General features: G+C 72.5%; 16 protein-coding genes. 7 read left to right on the forward strand and 9 right to left on the reverse strand.

Annotated features, from left to right (window positions below):
- Positions 1–10: 10 nt before the first annotated feature.
- Positions 11–415 (forward strand): hypothetical protein, encoded by a 405-nt coding sequence (locus ACWGJO_RS05375; protein ID WP_452182249.1) that lies wholly within the window; start codon positions 11–13, stop codon positions 413–415.
- A gap of 51 nt (positions 416–466) precedes the next feature.
- Here the strand turns inward: ACWGJO_RS05375 and ACWGJO_RS05380 are convergent, their stop codons facing one another.
- Positions 467–1,336, reverse strand: coding sequence for a helix-turn-helix transcriptional regulator (locus ACWGJO_RS05380; RefSeq protein ID WP_452182250.1), 870 nt, complete (start codon positions 1,334–1,336; stop codon positions 467–469).
- Positions 1,337–1,490: 154 nt separating this feature from the next.
- On the opposite strand from ACWGJO_RS05380, the gene ACWGJO_RS05385 reads away from it, so the two are divergent.
- Positions 1,491–2,213 carry an SDR family oxidoreductase gene (locus ACWGJO_RS05385; protein WP_452182251.1) on the forward strand — a complete coding sequence of 241 codons (723 nt, stop codon included), beginning with the start codon at positions 1,491–1,493 and terminating at the stop codon, positions 2,211–2,213.
- Between the two features lie 277 nt (positions 2,214–2,490).
- Complete coding sequence (locus ACWGJO_RS05390; protein ID WP_452182252.1) at positions 2,491–3,621, forward strand: tyrosine-type recombinase/integrase; 1,131 nt, start codon at positions 2,491–2,493, stop codon at positions 3,619–3,621.
- 6 nt (positions 3,622–3,627) lie between these two features.
- Here the strand turns inward: ACWGJO_RS05390 and ACWGJO_RS05395 are convergent, their stop codons facing one another.
- Positions 3,628–4,140 carry a hypothetical protein gene (locus tag ACWGJO_RS05395; RefSeq protein ID WP_452182287.1) on the reverse strand — a complete coding sequence of 171 codons (513 nt, stop codon included), beginning with the start codon at positions 4,138–4,140 and terminating at the stop codon, positions 3,628–3,630.
- A gap of 438 nt (positions 4,141–4,578) precedes the next feature.
- Here ACWGJO_RS05395 and ACWGJO_RS05400 point away from each other — a divergent pair, with 438 nt between their 5' ends.
- On the forward strand, positions 4,579–6,774 hold the full coding sequence (locus ACWGJO_RS05400; protein WP_452182253.1) for a glycoside hydrolase domain-containing protein: 2,196 nt from the start codon (positions 4,579–4,581) through the stop codon (positions 6,772–6,774).
- A gap of 121 nt (positions 6,775–6,895) precedes the next feature.
- Here ACWGJO_RS05400 and ACWGJO_RS05405 read toward each other — a convergent pair whose 3' ends face one another.
- Positions 6,896–7,708, reverse strand: a complete 813-nt coding sequence (locus ACWGJO_RS05405) for a hypothetical protein (RefSeq protein ID WP_452182254.1) — start codon at positions 7,706–7,708, stop codon at positions 6,896–6,898.
- A gap of 787 nt (positions 7,709–8,495) precedes the next feature.
- Between ACWGJO_RS05405 and ACWGJO_RS05410 the strand changes: the two genes are divergently transcribed.
- A complete protein-coding gene (locus ACWGJO_RS05410; RefSeq protein ID WP_452182255.1) occupies positions 8,496–9,263 on the forward strand; it encodes a serine hydrolase in 768 nt (255 codons plus the stop codon).
- Between the two features lie 369 nt (positions 9,264–9,632).
- Here ACWGJO_RS05410 and ACWGJO_RS05415 read toward each other — a convergent pair whose 3' ends face one another.
- The 5 genes from ACWGJO_RS05415 to ACWGJO_RS05435 all read right to left on the reverse strand — a co-directional run bounded on the left by ACWGJO_RS05415 (position 9,633) and on the right by ACWGJO_RS05435 (position 14,847).
- Positions 9,633–10,274, reverse strand: coding sequence for a nucleotidyltransferase domain-containing protein (locus tag ACWGJO_RS05415; RefSeq protein WP_452182256.1), 642 nt, complete (start codon positions 10,272–10,274; stop codon positions 9,633–9,635).
- A 180-nt stretch (positions 10,275–10,454) separates the two neighbouring features.
- Positions 10,455–11,093 carry a class I SAM-dependent methyltransferase gene (locus ACWGJO_RS05420; protein ID WP_452182257.1) on the reverse strand — a complete coding sequence of 213 codons (639 nt, stop codon included), beginning with the start codon at positions 11,091–11,093 and terminating at the stop codon, positions 10,455–10,457.
- Between the two features lie 98 nt (positions 11,094–11,191).
- Positions 11,192–12,268, reverse strand: coding sequence for a tRNA (adenosine(37)-N6)-threonylcarbamoyltransferase complex transferase subunit TsaD (gene tsaD, locus ACWGJO_RS05425; protein ID WP_452182258.1), 1,077 nt, complete (start codon positions 12,266–12,268; stop codon positions 11,192–11,194).
- 168 nt (positions 12,269–12,436) lie between these two features.
- Positions 12,437–13,096 (reverse strand): fasciclin domain-containing protein, encoded by a 660-nt coding sequence (locus ACWGJO_RS05430; protein ID WP_452182259.1) that lies wholly within the window; start codon positions 13,094–13,096, stop codon positions 12,437–12,439.
- Between the two features lie 113 nt (positions 13,097–13,209).
- Complete coding sequence (locus ACWGJO_RS05435; protein ID WP_452182260.1) at positions 13,210–14,847, reverse strand: molybdopterin-dependent oxidoreductase; 1,638 nt, start codon at positions 14,845–14,847, stop codon at positions 13,210–13,212.
- A gap of 447 nt (positions 14,848–15,294) precedes the next feature.
- On the opposite strand from ACWGJO_RS05435, the gene ACWGJO_RS05440 reads away from it, so the two are divergent.
- Both ACWGJO_RS05440 and ACWGJO_RS05445 read left to right on the forward strand, forming a co-directional pair.
- Positions 15,295–15,879, forward strand: coding sequence for a sigma-70 family RNA polymerase sigma factor (locus ACWGJO_RS05440; RefSeq protein ID WP_359910286.1), 585 nt, complete (start codon positions 15,295–15,297; stop codon positions 15,877–15,879).
- Positions 15,876–16,628, forward strand: coding sequence for an anti-sigma factor (locus ACWGJO_RS05445; RefSeq protein WP_452182261.1), 753 nt, complete (start codon positions 15,876–15,878; stop codon positions 16,626–16,628). The genes ACWGJO_RS05440 and ACWGJO_RS05445 overlap by 4 nt, the downstream gene beginning before the upstream one ends.
- A gap of 113 nt (positions 16,629–16,741) precedes the next feature.
- On the opposite strand, the gene ACWGJO_RS05450 is transcribed toward ACWGJO_RS05445, so the two are convergent.
- On the reverse strand, positions 16,742–17,239 hold the full coding sequence (locus tag ACWGJO_RS05450; protein ID WP_452182262.1) for a MarR family winged helix-turn-helix transcriptional regulator: 498 nt from the start codon (positions 17,237–17,239) through the stop codon (positions 16,742–16,744).
- Between the last annotated feature and the right edge of the window lie 17 nt (positions 17,240–17,256).

Here is a 17,256-nt window from a genome sequence, read left to right on the forward strand (position 1 = left end):
CCTGCATGCAATGCAGCGGGCGGTGGCCGAGCTCGGATTCTGCGATTCTCCGCGTCCCGGCACCGGCCGCCACTCTGCCCGGGCCAGCGGCGGCGCGCCGATCTGGGAACAGTGGGCCGACCGCTGGCACGCCACCTCGACGCTGACCCCGCGCGTTCGCGGCGGCGTCCGCTCGAACCTGCTCAAGGTCGGCCGGTGGATCGCCGCCGAACAGCCCGACGCCGCCGATCCGGGCGACTGGACCCGGCAGACCTGCGCTTCGTGGATCGCCGCGCTGGACCGGATGAAGGTCGGCGACTACGTCCAGCGCACGATCGGGCTGGGCGACCGTCTCGGCAAGCCGCTGGAATGTTGGTGGCCAGTTTCAGTTCCCCGCTCGCGGCCATGTGACGGGAAGTCAAGTGGCCGCGATTGACTACACACGGTCACCGGCCTGGTGATCCGGAGGGGGACGCGGGGGCGGGCCTCAGAGGCGCGGTGTCGGGGCAGCCCAGCTGGCAAGGAGGCGGAGGGCGTGTTCGGAGGGGCTGTCGGGTTCCGCGGTGTAGAGGTAGAGCACCTGGTCGGGGTCGTCCGGAAGGGCGAGTGACTCGTAGGCCAGGCTGAGTTCGCCGACGAGGGGGTGGCGGTAGAGCTTGGTGCCGTGGGTGTATTCGAGGACGTCGTGGTCGGCCCACCACTGGCGGAAGTCCTCGTCCCGTACGGACAGTTCGCCCACCAGTTCGCTCAGGCGCGGATCGTGCGGGTGACGGCCCGCGTACAGGCGCAGGGCGGCCACCGTGCCGCGGGCTGCGGTCTCCCAGTCCGTGAGCAGGTCGTGGGCGGTGGGGTCCAGGAAGATGAACCGGGCGAGGTTGCGGTCGCGGTGCGGCAGGGCGTCGAAGTCCGTGTAGAGGGCTTTGGCGAGCGGGTTGACGGCAAGGACGTCGAGCCGGTGTCCGAGGATCATCGCCGGCGTGGCGGTCAGCGCGTCCAGGACGCGCAGGAGCCCGGGCCGCACCCGCTGGGGTGGGGCGGGGCGTCGGCGGGCGGAGCCCGGCTTGGGTTTGGCCAGGTCGAACAGGTGGGCGCGCTCGGCCTGGTCGAGCCGCAGGGCTCGGGCCACGGCGTCCAGCACGGTGGCCGAGGCGTTCGGGGTGCGGCCGCGCTCCAGGCGTACGTAGTAGTCGACGCTGACCCCGGCCAGCTGCGCGACCTCCTCCCGGCGCAGGCCGGGCACCCGGCGGCGGCCGGCGTGCGGGCCCAGGCCCACCTCGTCGGGGCTGACTCTGGCCCTGCGTGAACGCAGGAAGTCCCGCAGCTCCAGGTTGGGTCCGTGCCCCGATGACGTGCTCATTCCTTCAGGCTAGGACGGTGCACGGGGCCGCGTGCACCGCGAGAGGGGGTCTGCCGGACCCCCGGTGGAACCGGCCTCCTGTGCCGGCACGCGCGGGGCCCCGGACGGTGGTCTCCTGGAGTGCGACGCGACACATCACCTCGGAGGTATCCCCATGTCCAAGCCCCTGATCGTCATCACCGGCGCCAGTTCCGGCATCGGCGCCGCGACCGCGCGCCTGCTGTCCGCGCAGGGACACCCGCTGCTGCTGCTCGCCCGGCGGCTGGAACGGCTGGAAGAACTCGCGCTGCCGCACACGCTGTGCCGCAAGGTGGACGTCACCGACCGCGGCGCCGTCGAGGAGGCCGTACGCGAGGCGGAGGAGCGGTTCGGCCCGGCCGACGCGATCGTCAACAACGCCGGAGCCATGCTGCTGGGCCGCATCGCCGACCAGCCGGTCGACGAGTGGGACCGGATGATCGACCTCAACGTCAAGGGTGTGCTGTACGGCACCCGCGCGGTGTTGCCCGGCATGCTCGCCCGGGGCACCGGCACGATCATCAACGTCAGCTCCATCGCGGGCCGCAAGACCTTCCCCAACCACGCCGCGTACGTCGCCACGAAGTTCGCCGTGCACGCCCTGTCGGAGAACCTGCGCGAGGAGGTCGCCGCCGCCGGCGTCCGGGTGGTGACCATCGCCCCCGGCGCGGTGGAGACCGAACTGCTCTCCCACACCAGCGACGAACGGATCAAGAGCGACTACGAGGCATGGAAGAAGTCCGCCGGCGGCGCCCTGGACCCGCAGGCCGTGGCCGAGGCCATCTCCTACGCCTACCGACAGCCGCAGAACGTCACCATCCGGGAGATCGTCCTCGCCGCCACCGGCCAGGAAGCCTGAACCAGGCCGATCCACCCGGGGGCGTACGCCAGGCAACGCACACACCGGCATACGCGCCGACTGTGTCAGCCGAACATCCCCACTCGCACACCCTTCGCGCCACCCTCACTTCGACTACTCAGAGTGAAATATCAACTGGCCGTCCTTGGGGAAATCCTGCTGGCCGCTGACACTGGAAGCGCCCAGCAAAGCCGGGCAGATCACCGCGTTGCGGACGTTCTTCCGGGATTGCCAGGAATGGGAGTGGCTGCCCCGCCGCTTCGATCCCGTTCGCGCGTTGGCCATCCCCCGCAGCATCACCGCCCTCCTCGGACCCGACCCCAGGGTGATCGCCGACGAGGTGTGGGCGAAGCTGTTGTGGGCGGGCCTGAACCTCGAGCCCGCCGACCTCCCCCAGACCCGCTCCGGGCACTTCTACCCCTTCGAACTGGTCCGCGCGGTCACGCTGACCTGGCTCTTCTCCGGACAACGCAGCAACGAGACTGCCCGGCTGAAGGTGGGCTGCATCCGCTGGCAGCACGACGGGACACCGATCACCGGCGACTCGCAGCAGGTCCTGGCACGCGACGCGGTCTGCCTGCTCGACGTCCCCACTCACAAGACCGGCACCGCCTTTACCAAGCCGGTCGACCCGATCCTCGGCCAGGCCGTCGACGCCTGGCAGGCTGCCCGCCCCGACCAGCCGAAGTTCACCGACCGCCGCACCGGCGAGCTGGTCGACCCGCCGTTCGCCGTCCGGGCCCGCCGCGTCTCCACCAGCTACATCAACAACACCATCATCCCGATGCTCTGCCGCAAGGCCGGAGTCCCCGCCACGGACGTCCGCGGCAACATCACCAGCCACCGCGCCCGGTCCACCATCGCCAGCCAGCTCTACAACGCCAAAGAACCCATGACCCTGTTCGAGCTGCAGGCCTGGCTCGGACACCGTTCGCCGCAGTCCACGCAGTACTACGCGAAGATCACGCCGAACACCCTGTCCAAGGCCTACTCCGAAGCCGGCTACTTCGAGCGCAACGTGCGCACCATCGAGGTCCTGGTCGACCGCGATGCCGTCGCTTCCGGAGCCGCCGTGGCCGGTGAGCCCTGGCAGCGCTACGACCTCGGACACGGCTACTGCAGCTACACCTTCTTCGAGCAGTGCCAGCACCGCATGGCCTGCGCACGCTGCGACTTCTACACCCCCAAAGCGTCCAGCAAGGGTCAACTCCTGGAGGCCAAGGAGAACCTGCAGAGGATGCCCGCGGCCATTCCGCTGACGGACGACGGGCAAGCCACCCTCGACCAGTTGCTCAACCGACTTTCCGACGTCCCCACACCGGCCGGGCCGACCCCACGGCAGATCGGTATCCCAGCGCAGGCCACCCTTCTGCCCGTCATCGAGATCAACCAGAAGCCGACCCAGTAGTCACGATCAGCGGCCCAGCCTGTGACGGATGTAGTCCGGCTGGGCCGCACCGATCTCGATGCGGTTCTCGTCGAGTCCGTTGGCGATCCGCAGGCAACCCCCACCGAAGACGAACTCCACCGCCACCGTCCCAGCTGCCAGGTCATGTTCTGTCGGCCGCCACTCGAGAAGCCTGACCTCGCACAGCTCCTGGCCGACGAACGGTTCGAGGCGCTCATCACCATGAGACCACTGGGGCGTCAGCTCGAACCACTCCCACCCGGTGATGATCGCCTCGGTGTCGATCGTGTCCCAGCCGATCGAGAGTTCGTCGAGCTTCCAGTGGCAGACCTCCACCTGGATGCCGTTGAAGTCCAGCACGACCGGACAGTCGGCAAACCAGTCTCCATCCTCAGTGAAGCGCACCAGGGCGAACCCCGTCAGCCGCCTACCAGCGAGCGCCACCAGACGCGACCCATGCGCCTGTCGAACCGCCTCGATCCCGACCAGGAAGGACGGCTTGAAACCAGAGATCCCCATGTCCACAGCACCCGAGTCTCCCGTCCTTCAGCCCAAGCGGCCAGCACATAATCAAGCAGCACGAGGTCGGAGCCACTTGACAGTCCGGATTCCACAGAATGATCGAGTGCATACGTCGAATGCCTTCCGCGCATCCGAATTCTCGTATGCGAATCATTCGGTCCGGCAGTGCGGGGCCCGTTGTGCCGCCGGTGGCGCACTGGGCGTCAGCGGCAAGCTCGCCCCGGTCGGAGCGGCGAACAGATCCGGGCGGCCGCCCGGATAGATCGACTGAATCAGGCGGACTGCCCGGGAGCGGCGGCTGACGGACGGTCGGCGGACGGGAGGGGCCTGTGGCGGAGCCCGCCGCGGGCGCGGATATCGTGGCCGACGCCGCGCGGCCGACTCCTCGGCGTGCGGTCTTTCGTCACGTCAGGAGAGAACTGGGTGAAGTCCCCAATGACAGCGCTCCGGAGCGCCGCGGCCGTCGTGGCGGCCGTGCTGATGGCGGCGCCCGCCGTCGCAGGCTCCGCCGTAGCGGCTCCCGCCGCAAGCCCGGACACCAAGTCGGTGACGTACCAGGGCCGCGTCTTCCAGGTGCCTTCGGCCTGGCCGGTGGTGGATCTGGCCGTGGACCCGCAGGCCTGCGTCCGCTTCGACCAGCACGCGGTGTACCTCGGTCACCCGGGCGAGCAGCAGGTCTGCCCGCCGCGGCTGACCGGTCGCACGGAGGCGCTGCTGGTCGAGCCCGCCGAGGGCGCCGCGCCGGACCGGGAGGGCTCCAACCCGGTCGCGCAGACGGTCCGGGCGACCGACGGCGTCGTCGCGGTGACCGGGACGTACGACACGGACCAGCCGCTGGTGCGGCGGATCATCACCGGCGCCGGGCTCACCCCCGCGCCGACGCACCGGCCGCAGCCGGCGCCGGCCGGGCCCCGGACGACCGCCGCCCCGAAGTCCGCAGCTGCCACCGCAGCCGCTGCCGCGCCGTCGGGCCAGGCCATGGCCGCAGCCGCCGCACCGGCTGCCTCGGCGTCGGTCCCCGCGTCGGCGACGAACTACACCGGCAAGGGCTTCGACGCCTGTACGGCGCCCTCCGGCGCCGCGATGAACGCGTGGATGGCCTCCTCCCCGTACCGGGCGGTCGGCGTCTACATCGGCGGCGTCAGGCGGGCCTGCGCCCAGCCGAACCTGACGGCCTCCTGGGTCCAGCAGCAGCAGGCCGCGGGCTGGGCCTTCATGCCGATGTACGTCGGCGTGCAGGCCCCGAAGATCAGCTACCCCGCCACCGAGGGCGCCAACGCCGCCGACGACGCGGTGAGCCAGGCCCAGGCCCTCGGCTTCGGCCCCGGCACGATCCTCTACTACGACATGGAGGCGTACACCACCCCGCAGTACTCGGCCGCGGTGCTCGCCTTCCTCACCGCCTGGACCAACGAACTGCACGCCTGGGGCTACAACTCCGGCGTCTACAGCAGCTCCTCGTCCGGCATGAAGGACCTGGCCGCCAACGCCGGCAACAGCGCCTACACCATGCCCGACGCCGTCTTCAGCGCCAACTGGAACGGCAAGGAGGACACCGCCGACCCGTCGATACCGGCCGGCTACTGGAACAACCACCAGCGCGCCCACCAGTACGCCTCGCCGCAGAACCCGGAGAACTGGGGCGGCTACGCGATCGCGATCGACCAGGACTACCTGGACATCCAGCTCACCGCCGCCCCGCCGTCCCAGTCCTCCGCGTTCTTCCTCGGCGTGCGCCAGAGCTCGGGCGCCTGGCCCGGCTTCAGCCCGCTGACGGGCGGAGCGGGCGTGTTCCGCGGCTCGGAGGCCGCGATCACCGGGCTGCCGGGCGGCTCCTCGCAGGAGCTGGGCATCGGCCTGGACGGCCGGCTCTACCACGGGGTCCGCGCCGCGAACGGCAGTTGGAGCGGCTTCGCCGGGGTGCCCGACGCCGGCACGCCGGCCACCCAGGCCCGCCGGACCGGCATCGCGGGCATGCCGGACGGCTCCTCGCAGGTGGTGACCGTCGGCAGCGACGGCAACGTCTACCACCGGATCCGCTCGGCCGACGGCAATTGGTCCGGCTACGGGGCGCTCCCCGGGGTCGGCACCCCGACGATGGGGGCCGCGGACATCGCCATCGCCGGCCTGCCCGACGGGTCCGCCCAGGTCCTGGCGATCGGCAACGACGGGAACGTCTACCACGAGACCCGCTTCTCCAACGGCAGTTGGAGCGGCTTCGCCCCGCTCCCGGGTGTGAACAGCTCGCGGATGGCGGCCTCGCGGGTGGCCATCACGGGGCTGTCGGACGGCTCCTCGCAGGTCCTGGTGATCGGCGCCGACGTGAACATCTACCACGAGGCCCGCTTCGCCGACGGCAACTGGTCCGGCTTCGCCGCCCTGCCCGGCAGCGGCACGCCGACCATGGCCGCGCGGGCGGTCGGCATCGCCGGTCTGCCGGACGGTTCGTCCCAGGTGGCAGTGATCGGCAACGACGGCAACCTCTACCACGAGACCCGCTTCACCAGCGGCGCCTGGTCCGGCTTCGCCGCGGTCCAGGGCGCGTACGGCGCGAGCACCTTCCCGGCCCAGCGCGCCGCCATCGCGGGCCTGCCGGACGGCTCCAGCCAGCTGGTGGCCACCCGGAGCTGACCCGGACACATCCCACCACCCGGCGTCCCCGCCCCGGCACGCTTGAGTTCCGGGGCGGGGACGCTGTCCGACTCGTCCGGCGACATGCCAGAGACGAGGCCCACCGGGGCCGGGGCGGCGGTCAGGACCAGACGATCAGTTCGCCGTTCATGGTGAATCCCAGGAAGAGGGAGACGGTGATCCGGCGGCCGCCCTCGAAGTCCCGCACCTGGTGGAAGTTGCGGCAGTCGAAGAAGACGCCTTCGCCGGGCTCGGCCCGCACCGTGGCCGACGGCGCGTCGGCGACGACCTCGGGGGCCCAGCCGTAGCCGTCCCTGCGGGTGTCGTCGGCGGGGATCCAGCGGTGCCGCCAGACGGTCAGCGCACCGCCGAGCCCGGCGACGGTGAGGTGCAGGTTGAAGGCGAGTTGCACGAGGGGCTGGTCGTCGAGGCGGCCGGGGAACTCCCGCACCACCTCGTCGTAGTGGATCTTCGAGCCGGTGGGGAACTCCCGGAGGATGCCCACGTGCAGCGGGCGCCCCCCGATGGTCGCAGGGCGCACCGCAATGCCGAGCTCGGTGCCCAGCCGCCGCATGAGGGTCACCGCCGGGTCGGTGCCGCCGTAGAGGTCGTGGGCGGCCTTCCGGGCCTGCTCCGCCTTCTCCCAGTAGGCGTCCCGGACCTGGCCCTGCCCGTAGTAGTCGTACACCGCGGGGCCGAACTTCAGGATCGGCGGGTCGAGCCGCTCCTCGTCGTAGGGCTCGAAGTCGGCCTGCTCGATGCGGGCGACGAGGTCGCCCAGGTCGCCCCGGAGCAGGTCGGGCACCCGGACGATCGCGCAGGTGCCGGCGGCCAGCCGCTGCAGAGCCTCCCGCAGTTCCCCGTCCCCGGCCGTCTCCGCTCCGAACATCGTCTCGTTGTCGTCGTCCTCGTCCTCGTTCCGGGTCGGTGTCATGGCAGCGGTGTTCCCCTCGGTGAGAGGCCGGACGGAAGGGCGGCGGGCACTCACCCCGGGGGCCCGCGGTCGCGCCGGGGCCCGGCTGCGGCCGCGGGCGGCTTCGGGCGGCGGGTTCCGGCGCCTTGATCACCTGGTGCCACACGTGGTGCCACGCGCCCGCTCGGCCTGCCGCACAAGGTCACTATCCCTTCGCCGCAGGTCAAGGGCGAGCGTGCTCGTCCGGCCGGGTGACAGCCCGAGGGCGCTCAAGCGGTCGGCCGGTGCCACCGGCTGCGTCGGCGCGCGGTCCGTGGCTTGGGGCCGGGGCCGGGGCGGGAGGGTGGCTCGGGGATCGAGGACAGCGGCGGCGGGGGCAGGGCCTCTGCGCGTACACGATGGGCCCGGCGTCGAAGGCCGGCTCCGGAACCCGGTGCGGCGCGGGCGGATCACGGAGAGACGCGTCGCACCCGGTGAACCCGGCCGACGGCACGCGAGGATCAGGTGTCAGTAAACGTCCATCGTGTCCTCAGACTGTTCAAAGCGGCGCGCTCTAGCGTCATCCAGCATGTCGAAGCGAAGCGTCCCCCCGACAAGGGGGCTGGCACCCGTGAGCGTCCTCGCAGCCGCCGGGCTCATCTTCGCGGTGCTGCAAGGACATTCGGGCGGAACGGACGGCGGGCCGCCCATGTCCGTCCAGGCCGACTCGGCTCCGTCCCGCTCGATGGCCTCTTCGGCGCCGGTGACCTCCTCGATGCCGGCGACCCCCTCAACTCCGGCGACCTCTTCGGCGCCGGTGACCCCCTCAGTGCCCGTTCCCCCCTCGGCAAGCACCGAGGCCGGTCCCACCGTCCCTCCCGCCCCGGTCGCCGGCGCGGCTCTGCGCAGCGCCGCCGCGCAGGCCGACGGCGCGGTGTCGGTCTCGGTCACCGACCTGGCCACAGGGCAGTCGCTCGCCTACGGCGCGTCCGGGCACGCCTTCGCCACCGCCAGCATCGTCAAGGTCGACATCCTGGCCACGCTGCTGCTCCAGGCCCAGGACCGGGGCACGGGGCTGAGCGACGCGCAGCAGAGCCTCGCCGCCGCGATGATCGAGGACAGCGACAACGACTCGGCCACGGCCCTGTGGAACGCGATAGGCCAGGAGGCCGGTCTGGACGCCGCCGACGAACGGTTCGGGCTGACCTCCACCGTGGCCGGCACGGACGGCTACTGGGGCCTCACCTCCACGACCGCCACCGACCAGGCGCAGCTGCTGCGCCAGGTCTTCACAGGCGACTCGATCCTCTCGTCCGCGTCGCGCGACTACGTCCGGCGGCTGCTCGGCCAGGTCGAGAGCGACCAGCGCTGGGGGGTGAGCGCGGCGGCGACCGGCGGCGCGTACGCGGTGAAGAACGGCTGGCTGTCGCGGGAGGCGGACGATCTGTGGGTGATCAACAGCATCGGGATGGTCGAGTGCGACGGACACGAACTGCTGATCGCGGTGCTCTCGGACGGCAACGGGAGCGAGGGCGCCGGCATCTCCCTGGTGCAGTCGGTGGCGCAGGCGGCTGCCGGTTCACTGAGCGCGAGTTGAGCGGCCGGGCGGGAATCGAGCGGCAGCTGCTCCTCCCGCCGTGGACGTGCGGCCGGGCTGCTGCGTCGGCGGAGTGCGGGCCGCTCGGCCTCGGCGGCGGGGCGCCGGGGCCGAGCAGGGGCAGCCGGCGATCGGTTGGCGGCGCTGAAGTCTCCGCCGACCGGCGGCTCGACACCCGCGCAGCCTGCGCGGTCCGGTCAACGACGGAACCGTGCTCCGGATGCGCGCCATCGGGTCGGTGCGCCCGGGGCAGGGGGACCCGGGGCGCCAAGGAGTCGATACGCCGTCGGGGACCACAGCCGGTCACCAGCGGGCTGGATTCCCCGGAGACCGGCGACAGTTGAACGCGAGCCCACCGGTAGCGGTCGGCTACAGGGCCGCGATCCAGGGATGCCCGGGGTGTACGCGGGCGAGCAGCTCGGTCAGGGTCTCGCGCTGAGCCGCGGTCATGTGCGGGACGGTCGCGTCGAAGTCCGATTGATCCTTTCGGCGGACATGTTTGGCCTTGAACAGCAGGACCAGTTCGGGTGCCAGGTACGGGATGCCGTCCCGGGTCCGGAGGATGATGTCGCCGTAGGGAAGCCGGATCCTCTCGTCACGTCGGCAGATCCAGGTGTCACCGTCGTGCGGTTCGCGGAACACGTCGAGCAGGTAGCTTCCGGTGACCGGATCGCGGAGCCAGGTCTGGTGCACGGCGGCCAGCACCTCCGGTGCGGCGTCCTCCCAGATCCGGCCGCTGCCTGCCGCGTCGAAGACGTACCCGGGGAAGCGGGAGCGGATCTCGGGGAAGCTCGCGGCCGGAACCGCGATCTCGATGTCTCCATGAGCGCGCGTCCGCCCGCCGCGGAACAGGTCCAGCGCCCACCCCGCGGCCACGTACCAGGGTGTGCCGATCCCGGCCAACCGCCGCGCGACCTCGCTCGGGGTCCAGCAGGACGACCATCTGGCGTCGAGGGCTTCGATCTCGTCGGGTGACAGCTCGATGCCGCCGCCGGGCAGTTGCTCGCTCACCGCAGGAATCTATCAGCGGGCTCGAAGGCCCCGGCCGGGTTCGACGCAGGAAGCCGACGGGTCCTGGGGCCGTACGTCGCTGACGCGGGCCGTTGGGCCCAGGGGCCGGCGATCCGAAAACTCCCCGCGCCACTCCACGGAAGGGTGTTCGTCGACAGAGCGCCGGCTCCGGAGACGGGGTCAACTCTGGGCGCGGCTCAGGATCCAGACGCCGTAGGTGTCGTTTGCGGGGTGCAGCTGATAGGTGCCTGCCCGAAGGTCGACGCGCAGTCCGGCGGCGGTCAGGTCCGCCTCGAACTCCGCCACCGTGCAGGTCCGGGCGTGCGGCGGCGGGTCCTGCAGGTGGAAGCCGACCAGGATCCGGCCGTTCTCGCCGAGCACGTCGCGCATCGCGCCCAGTGCGCTGCGTTCCGTGCCCTCGGCCAGGTAGACGATGACGTTGCCCACGCAGACGACCAGGTCGAACGGGCCGTCGTCGGGGCCGAGGTCGAGGATGTCGCGTTCCTCGATCGGCAGTCCGGGGTAGGTCTCCCGAGCCTGCCGGACCAGGGCCTCGTCGGGCTCGATCGCGACCACGTCGTGCCCCCGCCGCAGGAGCGCGGCGGCCACCCGCCCCATGCCGGCGCCGGCGTCGAGCACTCGGGCACCGCGCGGCAGGAGCGTGTCGGCGAGCCGGGCCTCACCGTCGACGTCCTCGCCCGCGGAGATGAGTTCGGCGAATCGCTTGCCGAAGTTCCCGCTCTGCCCCGCCTCCTGCCAGCGGGTTCGCCTCGTCGTCATCGGTATGAGCTCTCCGTGCGGCAGCGTGGTCCTGTCCATGTCCCGCATCCTAAGGCGAGACCGCCGGCACCGGTCATGGCCGCTGACCGCCCACCCGTGGGCCCTGGCGCGGTGCGGCCGTCGCACCGGGACGGCCGTTACGCGGCCCGGGCCGGGGCCGCCGGGGCGAGCGGGGAGAGTGCCGCGTACGCCAAGGGGGCGGACGGGTCGATCGAGAGGTTCATCGGGGAGGGGGCCGCGCCCGAGCGGACCAGGAGGTCGCCGATGGCCGCGATCATCGCGCCGTTGTCGGTGCACAGGCGCAGCGGCGGCACCCGCAGGGTGATCCCGGCCGCGGCGCACCGCTGTTCGGTCAGGGCGCGGATGCGGGAGTTGGCGGCGACCCCGCCGACCACGACGAGGGTGTCGATCCCGTGGTCGGTGCAGGCCCGGACGGCCTTGCGGGTGAGGGTGTCCGCGATGGCCTCCTGGAGCGCCGCGGCCGCGTCCGGGACGTGCGGCGCGGCGCCGGCCGCCCGTCGGGCCTCGACCCAGCGGGCGGCGGCGGTCTTGAGGCCGGAGAAGGAGAACGCGTACGGGGGGTCGTTGGGCCCGCTGAGCGGGCGGGGGAGGCGTACCGCGTTCGGGTCGCCCTCGCGGGCGGCGCGGTCGATGGCGGGCCCGCCGGGGTAGGGCAGGCCGAGGATCCGGGCGACCTTGTCGAAGCACTCGCCGGCGGCGTCGTCGAGGGTGTCGCCGAGGTGGACGATCGGGTCGCGGGCGAGGTCGCGCACCAGCAGCAGGGAGGTGTGCCCGCCGGAGACGATCAGCACGACGCACGGGTTCGGCAGGGGTTCACCGTCCAGGGCGGCGGCGGCGACGTGTCCGGCGAGGTGGTGCACGCCGTAGAGGGGGACGCCGAGCGAGAAGGCGTAGCTCTTGGCTGCCGCGACCCCGACCTGGAGCGGGCCGGACAGGCCGGGTCCGGCGGTGACGGCGACGGCGCCCACGTCGGCGAGGGTGAGCCCGGCCCGGTCGAGGGCCTCGCGGACCACGGGGGCCATCGCGTGGACGTGGGCGCGGGCGGCGATCTCCGGCACGACCCCGCCGTAGCGGGCGTGCTCGTCCATGCTCGACGCGACCGCCTGTCCGAGCAGGACCCCGCCGCGGACGAGACCGGCGCCGGTCTCGTCGCACGAGGACTCGATCCCCAGCACCACCGGCGAGTCCGGCATCACGCGCACCCCTTATTGCTGATCGCTGTGCAACTGCAACTATTGTGCAATAAGGCCGGGGGTGCTGGTCCGGCAGGTCCGGTTTCCCCGGTCCGTCCCGCAGGAAGCCCACCGGGTCCGCCGGCGGCCCGCGATCGAGCGGTCCGCCGGCGGGACGCGAACGGTACGTCAGGAGGCGGGCATCAGGACGGTGTCGACGATGTAGACGGTGGCGTTGGCGGTCTGGACGTTTCCGCACAGGACCTTGGCGTCGCCGCCGACGGTGAAGTCGGGGGCGGCGCCGGTGACGCTGAGGTCATGGGTTTCCAGGGTCTTGTGGACTCCGGCGAGGGCGCTGGGGGTGAGGCGCTGGGGGACGACGTGGTGGGTGAGGATCTTGGTCAGGGTGTCCTTGTCGGCGAGGGCGGCGTCCAGGGTGGCCTTGGGGATCTTGTCGAAGGCGTCGTTGGTGGGCGCGAAGACGGTGATGTTCTGCGCGGAGTTGAGGGTGTCGACGAGGCCCGCCTGCTTGACGGCGGTCACCAGGGTGGACAGCAGCGGGTTGTTGGAGGCGGCGGTGGCGACCGGGTCCTTGGCCATGCCCGTGAAGGAGCCCGCACCGTCCTTGGGCACGGCCGCACAGGCGGTGCCGAACGGCTGGTCGCTCATGGCGGCAGCGGCTGCCGACGCGGTGGTACCGGCCGCCGGCGCGGCGGCGGGGGCCTTCGACGGGGAGACGGAGGCGGAGGGCGATCCGGAGCCGCTGCTGCAGGCCCCGAGACCGAAGGCGAGTGCGGCCGCGGCGAGGACGGCGGTGACGGTGTTGCGGCGGCGGGTGGTGGCGTTCATTGCAGTGATCTCCTTGTGAGGGTGCAGCGGTCGGCCCCTCGGGCGGACCGCCCCGGACAGTGCCGGGTACGTGAAGGTGGCCCGGTGGAGGCCGGGCGGGTCGGCGGGGGCTCTCAGGTGACGGTGACGACGGTGCTGTGCCAGCCGGTGGCGCCCGACGGGTAGGGGGTGGCCCGGTCCCCGGTCTGGACGGCGCCGGTCGCATCGGTCGCCCGGACCTCGATCCGGTGGGTGCCGGGCGCGGCCCCGGGCCAGGTGTGGGTCCACTGCCGCCACAGGTCCGTTCCGGCGTCGGCGGCGAGCATCGCCTGCTGCCAGGTGCCGCCGTCGATCCGGATTTCGACGGCGGCGATGCCGCGGTGGGTCGCCCACGCGGTGCCGGCGACCGTGACGTCTCCGGCGGGTACACGGGCGAACGGGGCCGGGACGTCGATGCGCGAGGCGGTGCGCACTGCGCCGGTGCGGTCCCAGCCCCGGCGCACCCAGTACGGATCGAATGCGGCGAAGGTGGTGACGTCCAGGTCGACGAGCCACTTGGTGGCGGAGGCGTAGCCGTAGAAGCCGGGGACGACGCTGCGGCAGGGGAAGCCGTGGGCGACGGGCAGGGCCTCGCCGTTCATCGCGACCGCCAGCAGTGCGCGCCGTCCGTCGAGCACCGGCTCCAGCGGCGTGCCGATGGTCATGCCGTCCTGTGAGCGGCCGACCAGCTGGTCCGCGCCGCGGTGCACGCCGGCACGGCGCAGCAGGGCGGGGAGGGAAGCGCCGAGCCAGCGGGTGGTGCCGACGTAGGGGCCGCCCACCTCGTTGGAGACGCAGGACAGCGTGTGGTCCATTTCCTCCAGGGGTTCGTGCAGCAGGTCGTCGAAGGTCAGCAACAGCGGGTGGTCGACCATGCCCCGGATGCGCAGGGCCCAGCGCCGCGGGTCGATGCGGGGGAGTGCGAGCGCGGTGTCCACCCGGTAGAAATCCGTGTTCGAGGTGACGAACGGGGACAGGCCCGCGACCTTCGGACGGACCGGGAGCGGCAGGGGAGGCAACGGTTCCACGGCGGGCGGGATGCGAACGGACGCGCGGACGGCGCCGACGTCGAAGAGGCGGTCGGTCAGGATCCTGCCTCCCGTGACCGCGACCGCGCCGACGGCGATCGTCCCGCCGGTGACGGCGAGAACGGCCCGGCGGGTGGTGCCCTCGGGCCCGGTGCGCCGCTCCTGGCCGGCGCTCTCGCCGGTGGGACGTCCGATCGTGAGGACCGTGTTCACCGGCTGTGCGGCCGACCCCGCCATGCGTGAGAGGGCGAGGACGGTGGCCGCGCCGACGACGCCTGCCACGAGGGCCGGTACGACGTCCGCCGCGCCCGCTCCCGGCCGGGAGAGCGCGGCCCAGGCACCCAGCACGCCGAAGGCCGCGAAGATACCCGCTGCGGTCTTCGGGCGGCGAGCGGACAGCCATCCCGCACCGGCGGCGAGCAGGGCCGCCGTCAGGTGGATTCCGCCGAGCAGCACCGTCTTGTCGTACACGCCGAAGGTGCGGACGGCGTATTCCTTGAGCGGGGTCGGCGTCAGGTCGACGGCCGCGGAGCCCACCGCGATGACCGGCGCGGTGTCGGGCCCGGTGAAGGCGGCGGCCAGGTCTCCCGCGCCGAGTGCGGCCGAGGCGGCCGCCACCCCGGTCGCCGCTGCGACGCCGACGCGCCGGAGGCGGTCGGGACGGCCGCGAAGGGGCGCGGAAGCGTCGGATGGATTCTTGCTCACGCCGAGGGTTCGAGGCGCCCGGGGCCGCGGATGGGTCGCTGCGCCGGACTCATCCGAACGGGTGGGGCGGCACCCGGCATTGACGGTGGGCGCAGCAGGCACGGCCCGGCTCCGAGGGCCGGTCCGCCGACTCCCGCGGATGACGGAAGACGCAAATGACGGAACGACGGAAGACGCAAGCGACGGAAGACGCAAACGACGGAACGACGGAGCGACGGAACGACGGAGCGACGCCACCAGGATCCGCGTGTCCTCCGGAGCCGGTGGCCGGGCGGACCGGCAGGCGGTTCGGCCAATCCGGGCGCGGTCCCGCTCCGAAGGGCGGATGTGAGTTCCGCACTGTCCGCCCGGCCGGGACCGCTGTCCCGCCGGGACCATGAGGAGGCCCTCGATGTCTGCCGTCCGCCGATCGGGCTCGAAGCCCGCCCAGTGCGAAGGAACGGCCGGATGAGCGCCGTCGTCCACCTGTCCGGTCCCGGACGGCCGGTACCGGACCTGACGGAACTCCTCGCCCGCGTCGCGCGCGGGGACCAGGACGCGTTCTCCCGGCTGTACGACGTGGTGGCCGGTCCGGTGCTGGGGCTGGTGCGCAGGGTTCTGCGCGATCCCGCGCAGTCCGAGGAGGTCGCCCAGGAGGTGTTGCTGGAGGTGTGGCGCACCGCGGCCCGCTACCGGGCCGAGCGCGGCGAGGTGATGCCATGGGTGCTGACCATCGCGCACCGGCGTGCGGTGGACCGGGTCCGCTCGGCGCAGGCCGCCGCCGACCGCGACCAGCGCGTCGCGGCAGCCTCCCACACCCCCGTGTTCGACGAAGTCGCCGAACAGGTCGAGGGAAGACTGGAGCGCGAGCAGGTCAGGCGCTGCATGAGGACGCTCACCGAACTGCAGCGGGAATCGTTGACACTGGCGTACTACCGCGGTTACACCTACCCGCAGGTCGCCGAGGTCGTCGGCGCACCGCTGGGCACGATCAAGACCCGTGTGCGCGACGGACTGATCCGTCTGCGCGACTGCCTGGGGGTGGGAGCATGACCGCCGCCGACCTGCACACCCTGACCGGTGCCTACGCCGTCCACGCCCTCTCTCCCGCCGAAAGCACGGAGTTCGAAGGCCACGTGGCCGACTGTACGGCCTGCGCCCAGGAGGTGGCCGAGTTCGCCGCGACCCTGGCCAGGCTCGGGGCCGCGCAGGCCGTCGTGCCACCCGAGGCCCTCAAGGACCGGGTGATGGCCGCGCTGCCCGGCGTGCGGCAGGAGGCGCCCCGGACCGCCGCTGTGCCTGGCGCGGCGGGCTCCCGGTCCGGCCGGCGGGCGGGCGGGTGGACGAAGTTCGCCCTGGCCGCCTGCCTGGCCGTCGCGGTCGGCTCCGGTGGCCTCGCCGTCCAGCAGCACCGGCAGGCCGGCCACGCGCGCGCCCGGGCGGCCGCGGCCCAGCAGCAGGCGGACCGGCTGACGGGCCTGCTGACGGCGCCCGACGCCCGCACGGCCACCGGAACCGCGGCGGGCGGAACCGGGGTGGGGACGGTGGTCTGGTCGCACGACCGCGGTCAGGCCGCCTTCCTCGCTTCCGGCATGCCCACCCCGGCCGAGGGCACCACGTACCAACTGTGGTTCGACGACTCCGGAACGATGCGATCGGCCGGGCTGCTGTCCCGTGGGGACGGCGGGCTGGTGCTGTCCGGGCCGCTGGGCGGGGCGACGGGTGTCGGCGTCACCGTGGAGCCCACCGGGGGTTCGACGCACCCCAGTGGGGTACCGGTCATGCTCCTTCCGCTCACCTGAGAGGGCGTTCGGGCTCGCGGGCTCCGGGCCGTCCGGTCCGGGTGCCTCGCCGGGTCGGCGCTACATCATTGGGGGCGCCGACCCGCACCCGATCCGTCGCCGGCGGCAGGGCCTCACCCGGAGGGTCTGTCGCCCACGGTTGCGTGCGCTCCCTGGTCGAGGCCGAGGCGTTTGTTGAGGGCCTGTCCTGAGGGGAGGGGGTCGATGAACCTGTGGAGGAAGGCGAGCATGGCGTCGGTGTCCAGGCCCTCGCAGGCGGCGTCCGTCGAGGCGTAGAGGAACTCCTCGATCCCGGCGACCGCGGTGGCCAGGCGTTCGCCCTCGGGGGTGAGGGTGAGCTGGAGGCAGCGGCGGTCCTCGGCGTCGGTGCGGCGCTCGACCAGTCCGGCCGCGACGACGCGTTCGACCAGCCGGCTGGGGTTGGTGCCGCTCTCGCAGACCAGGAGCTGTCCGAGCCCGTTGAGGCTCAGGGTGCCGTGCTGCTGGAGCAGGCGCAGCACCTCGGCCTGCGAGGGGGTGATGCCGTGGGGTTTGAGGGCCTGGATCAGCAGCCGGTTGCCTTCGCGCTGGGCTGCCAGGATCGCGAACCGCAGGTGCTCGGCCTTGCGCATCGATGTCCTTCCGGGTG

Source organism: Kitasatospora sp. NPDC054795 (assembly GCF_053611565.1).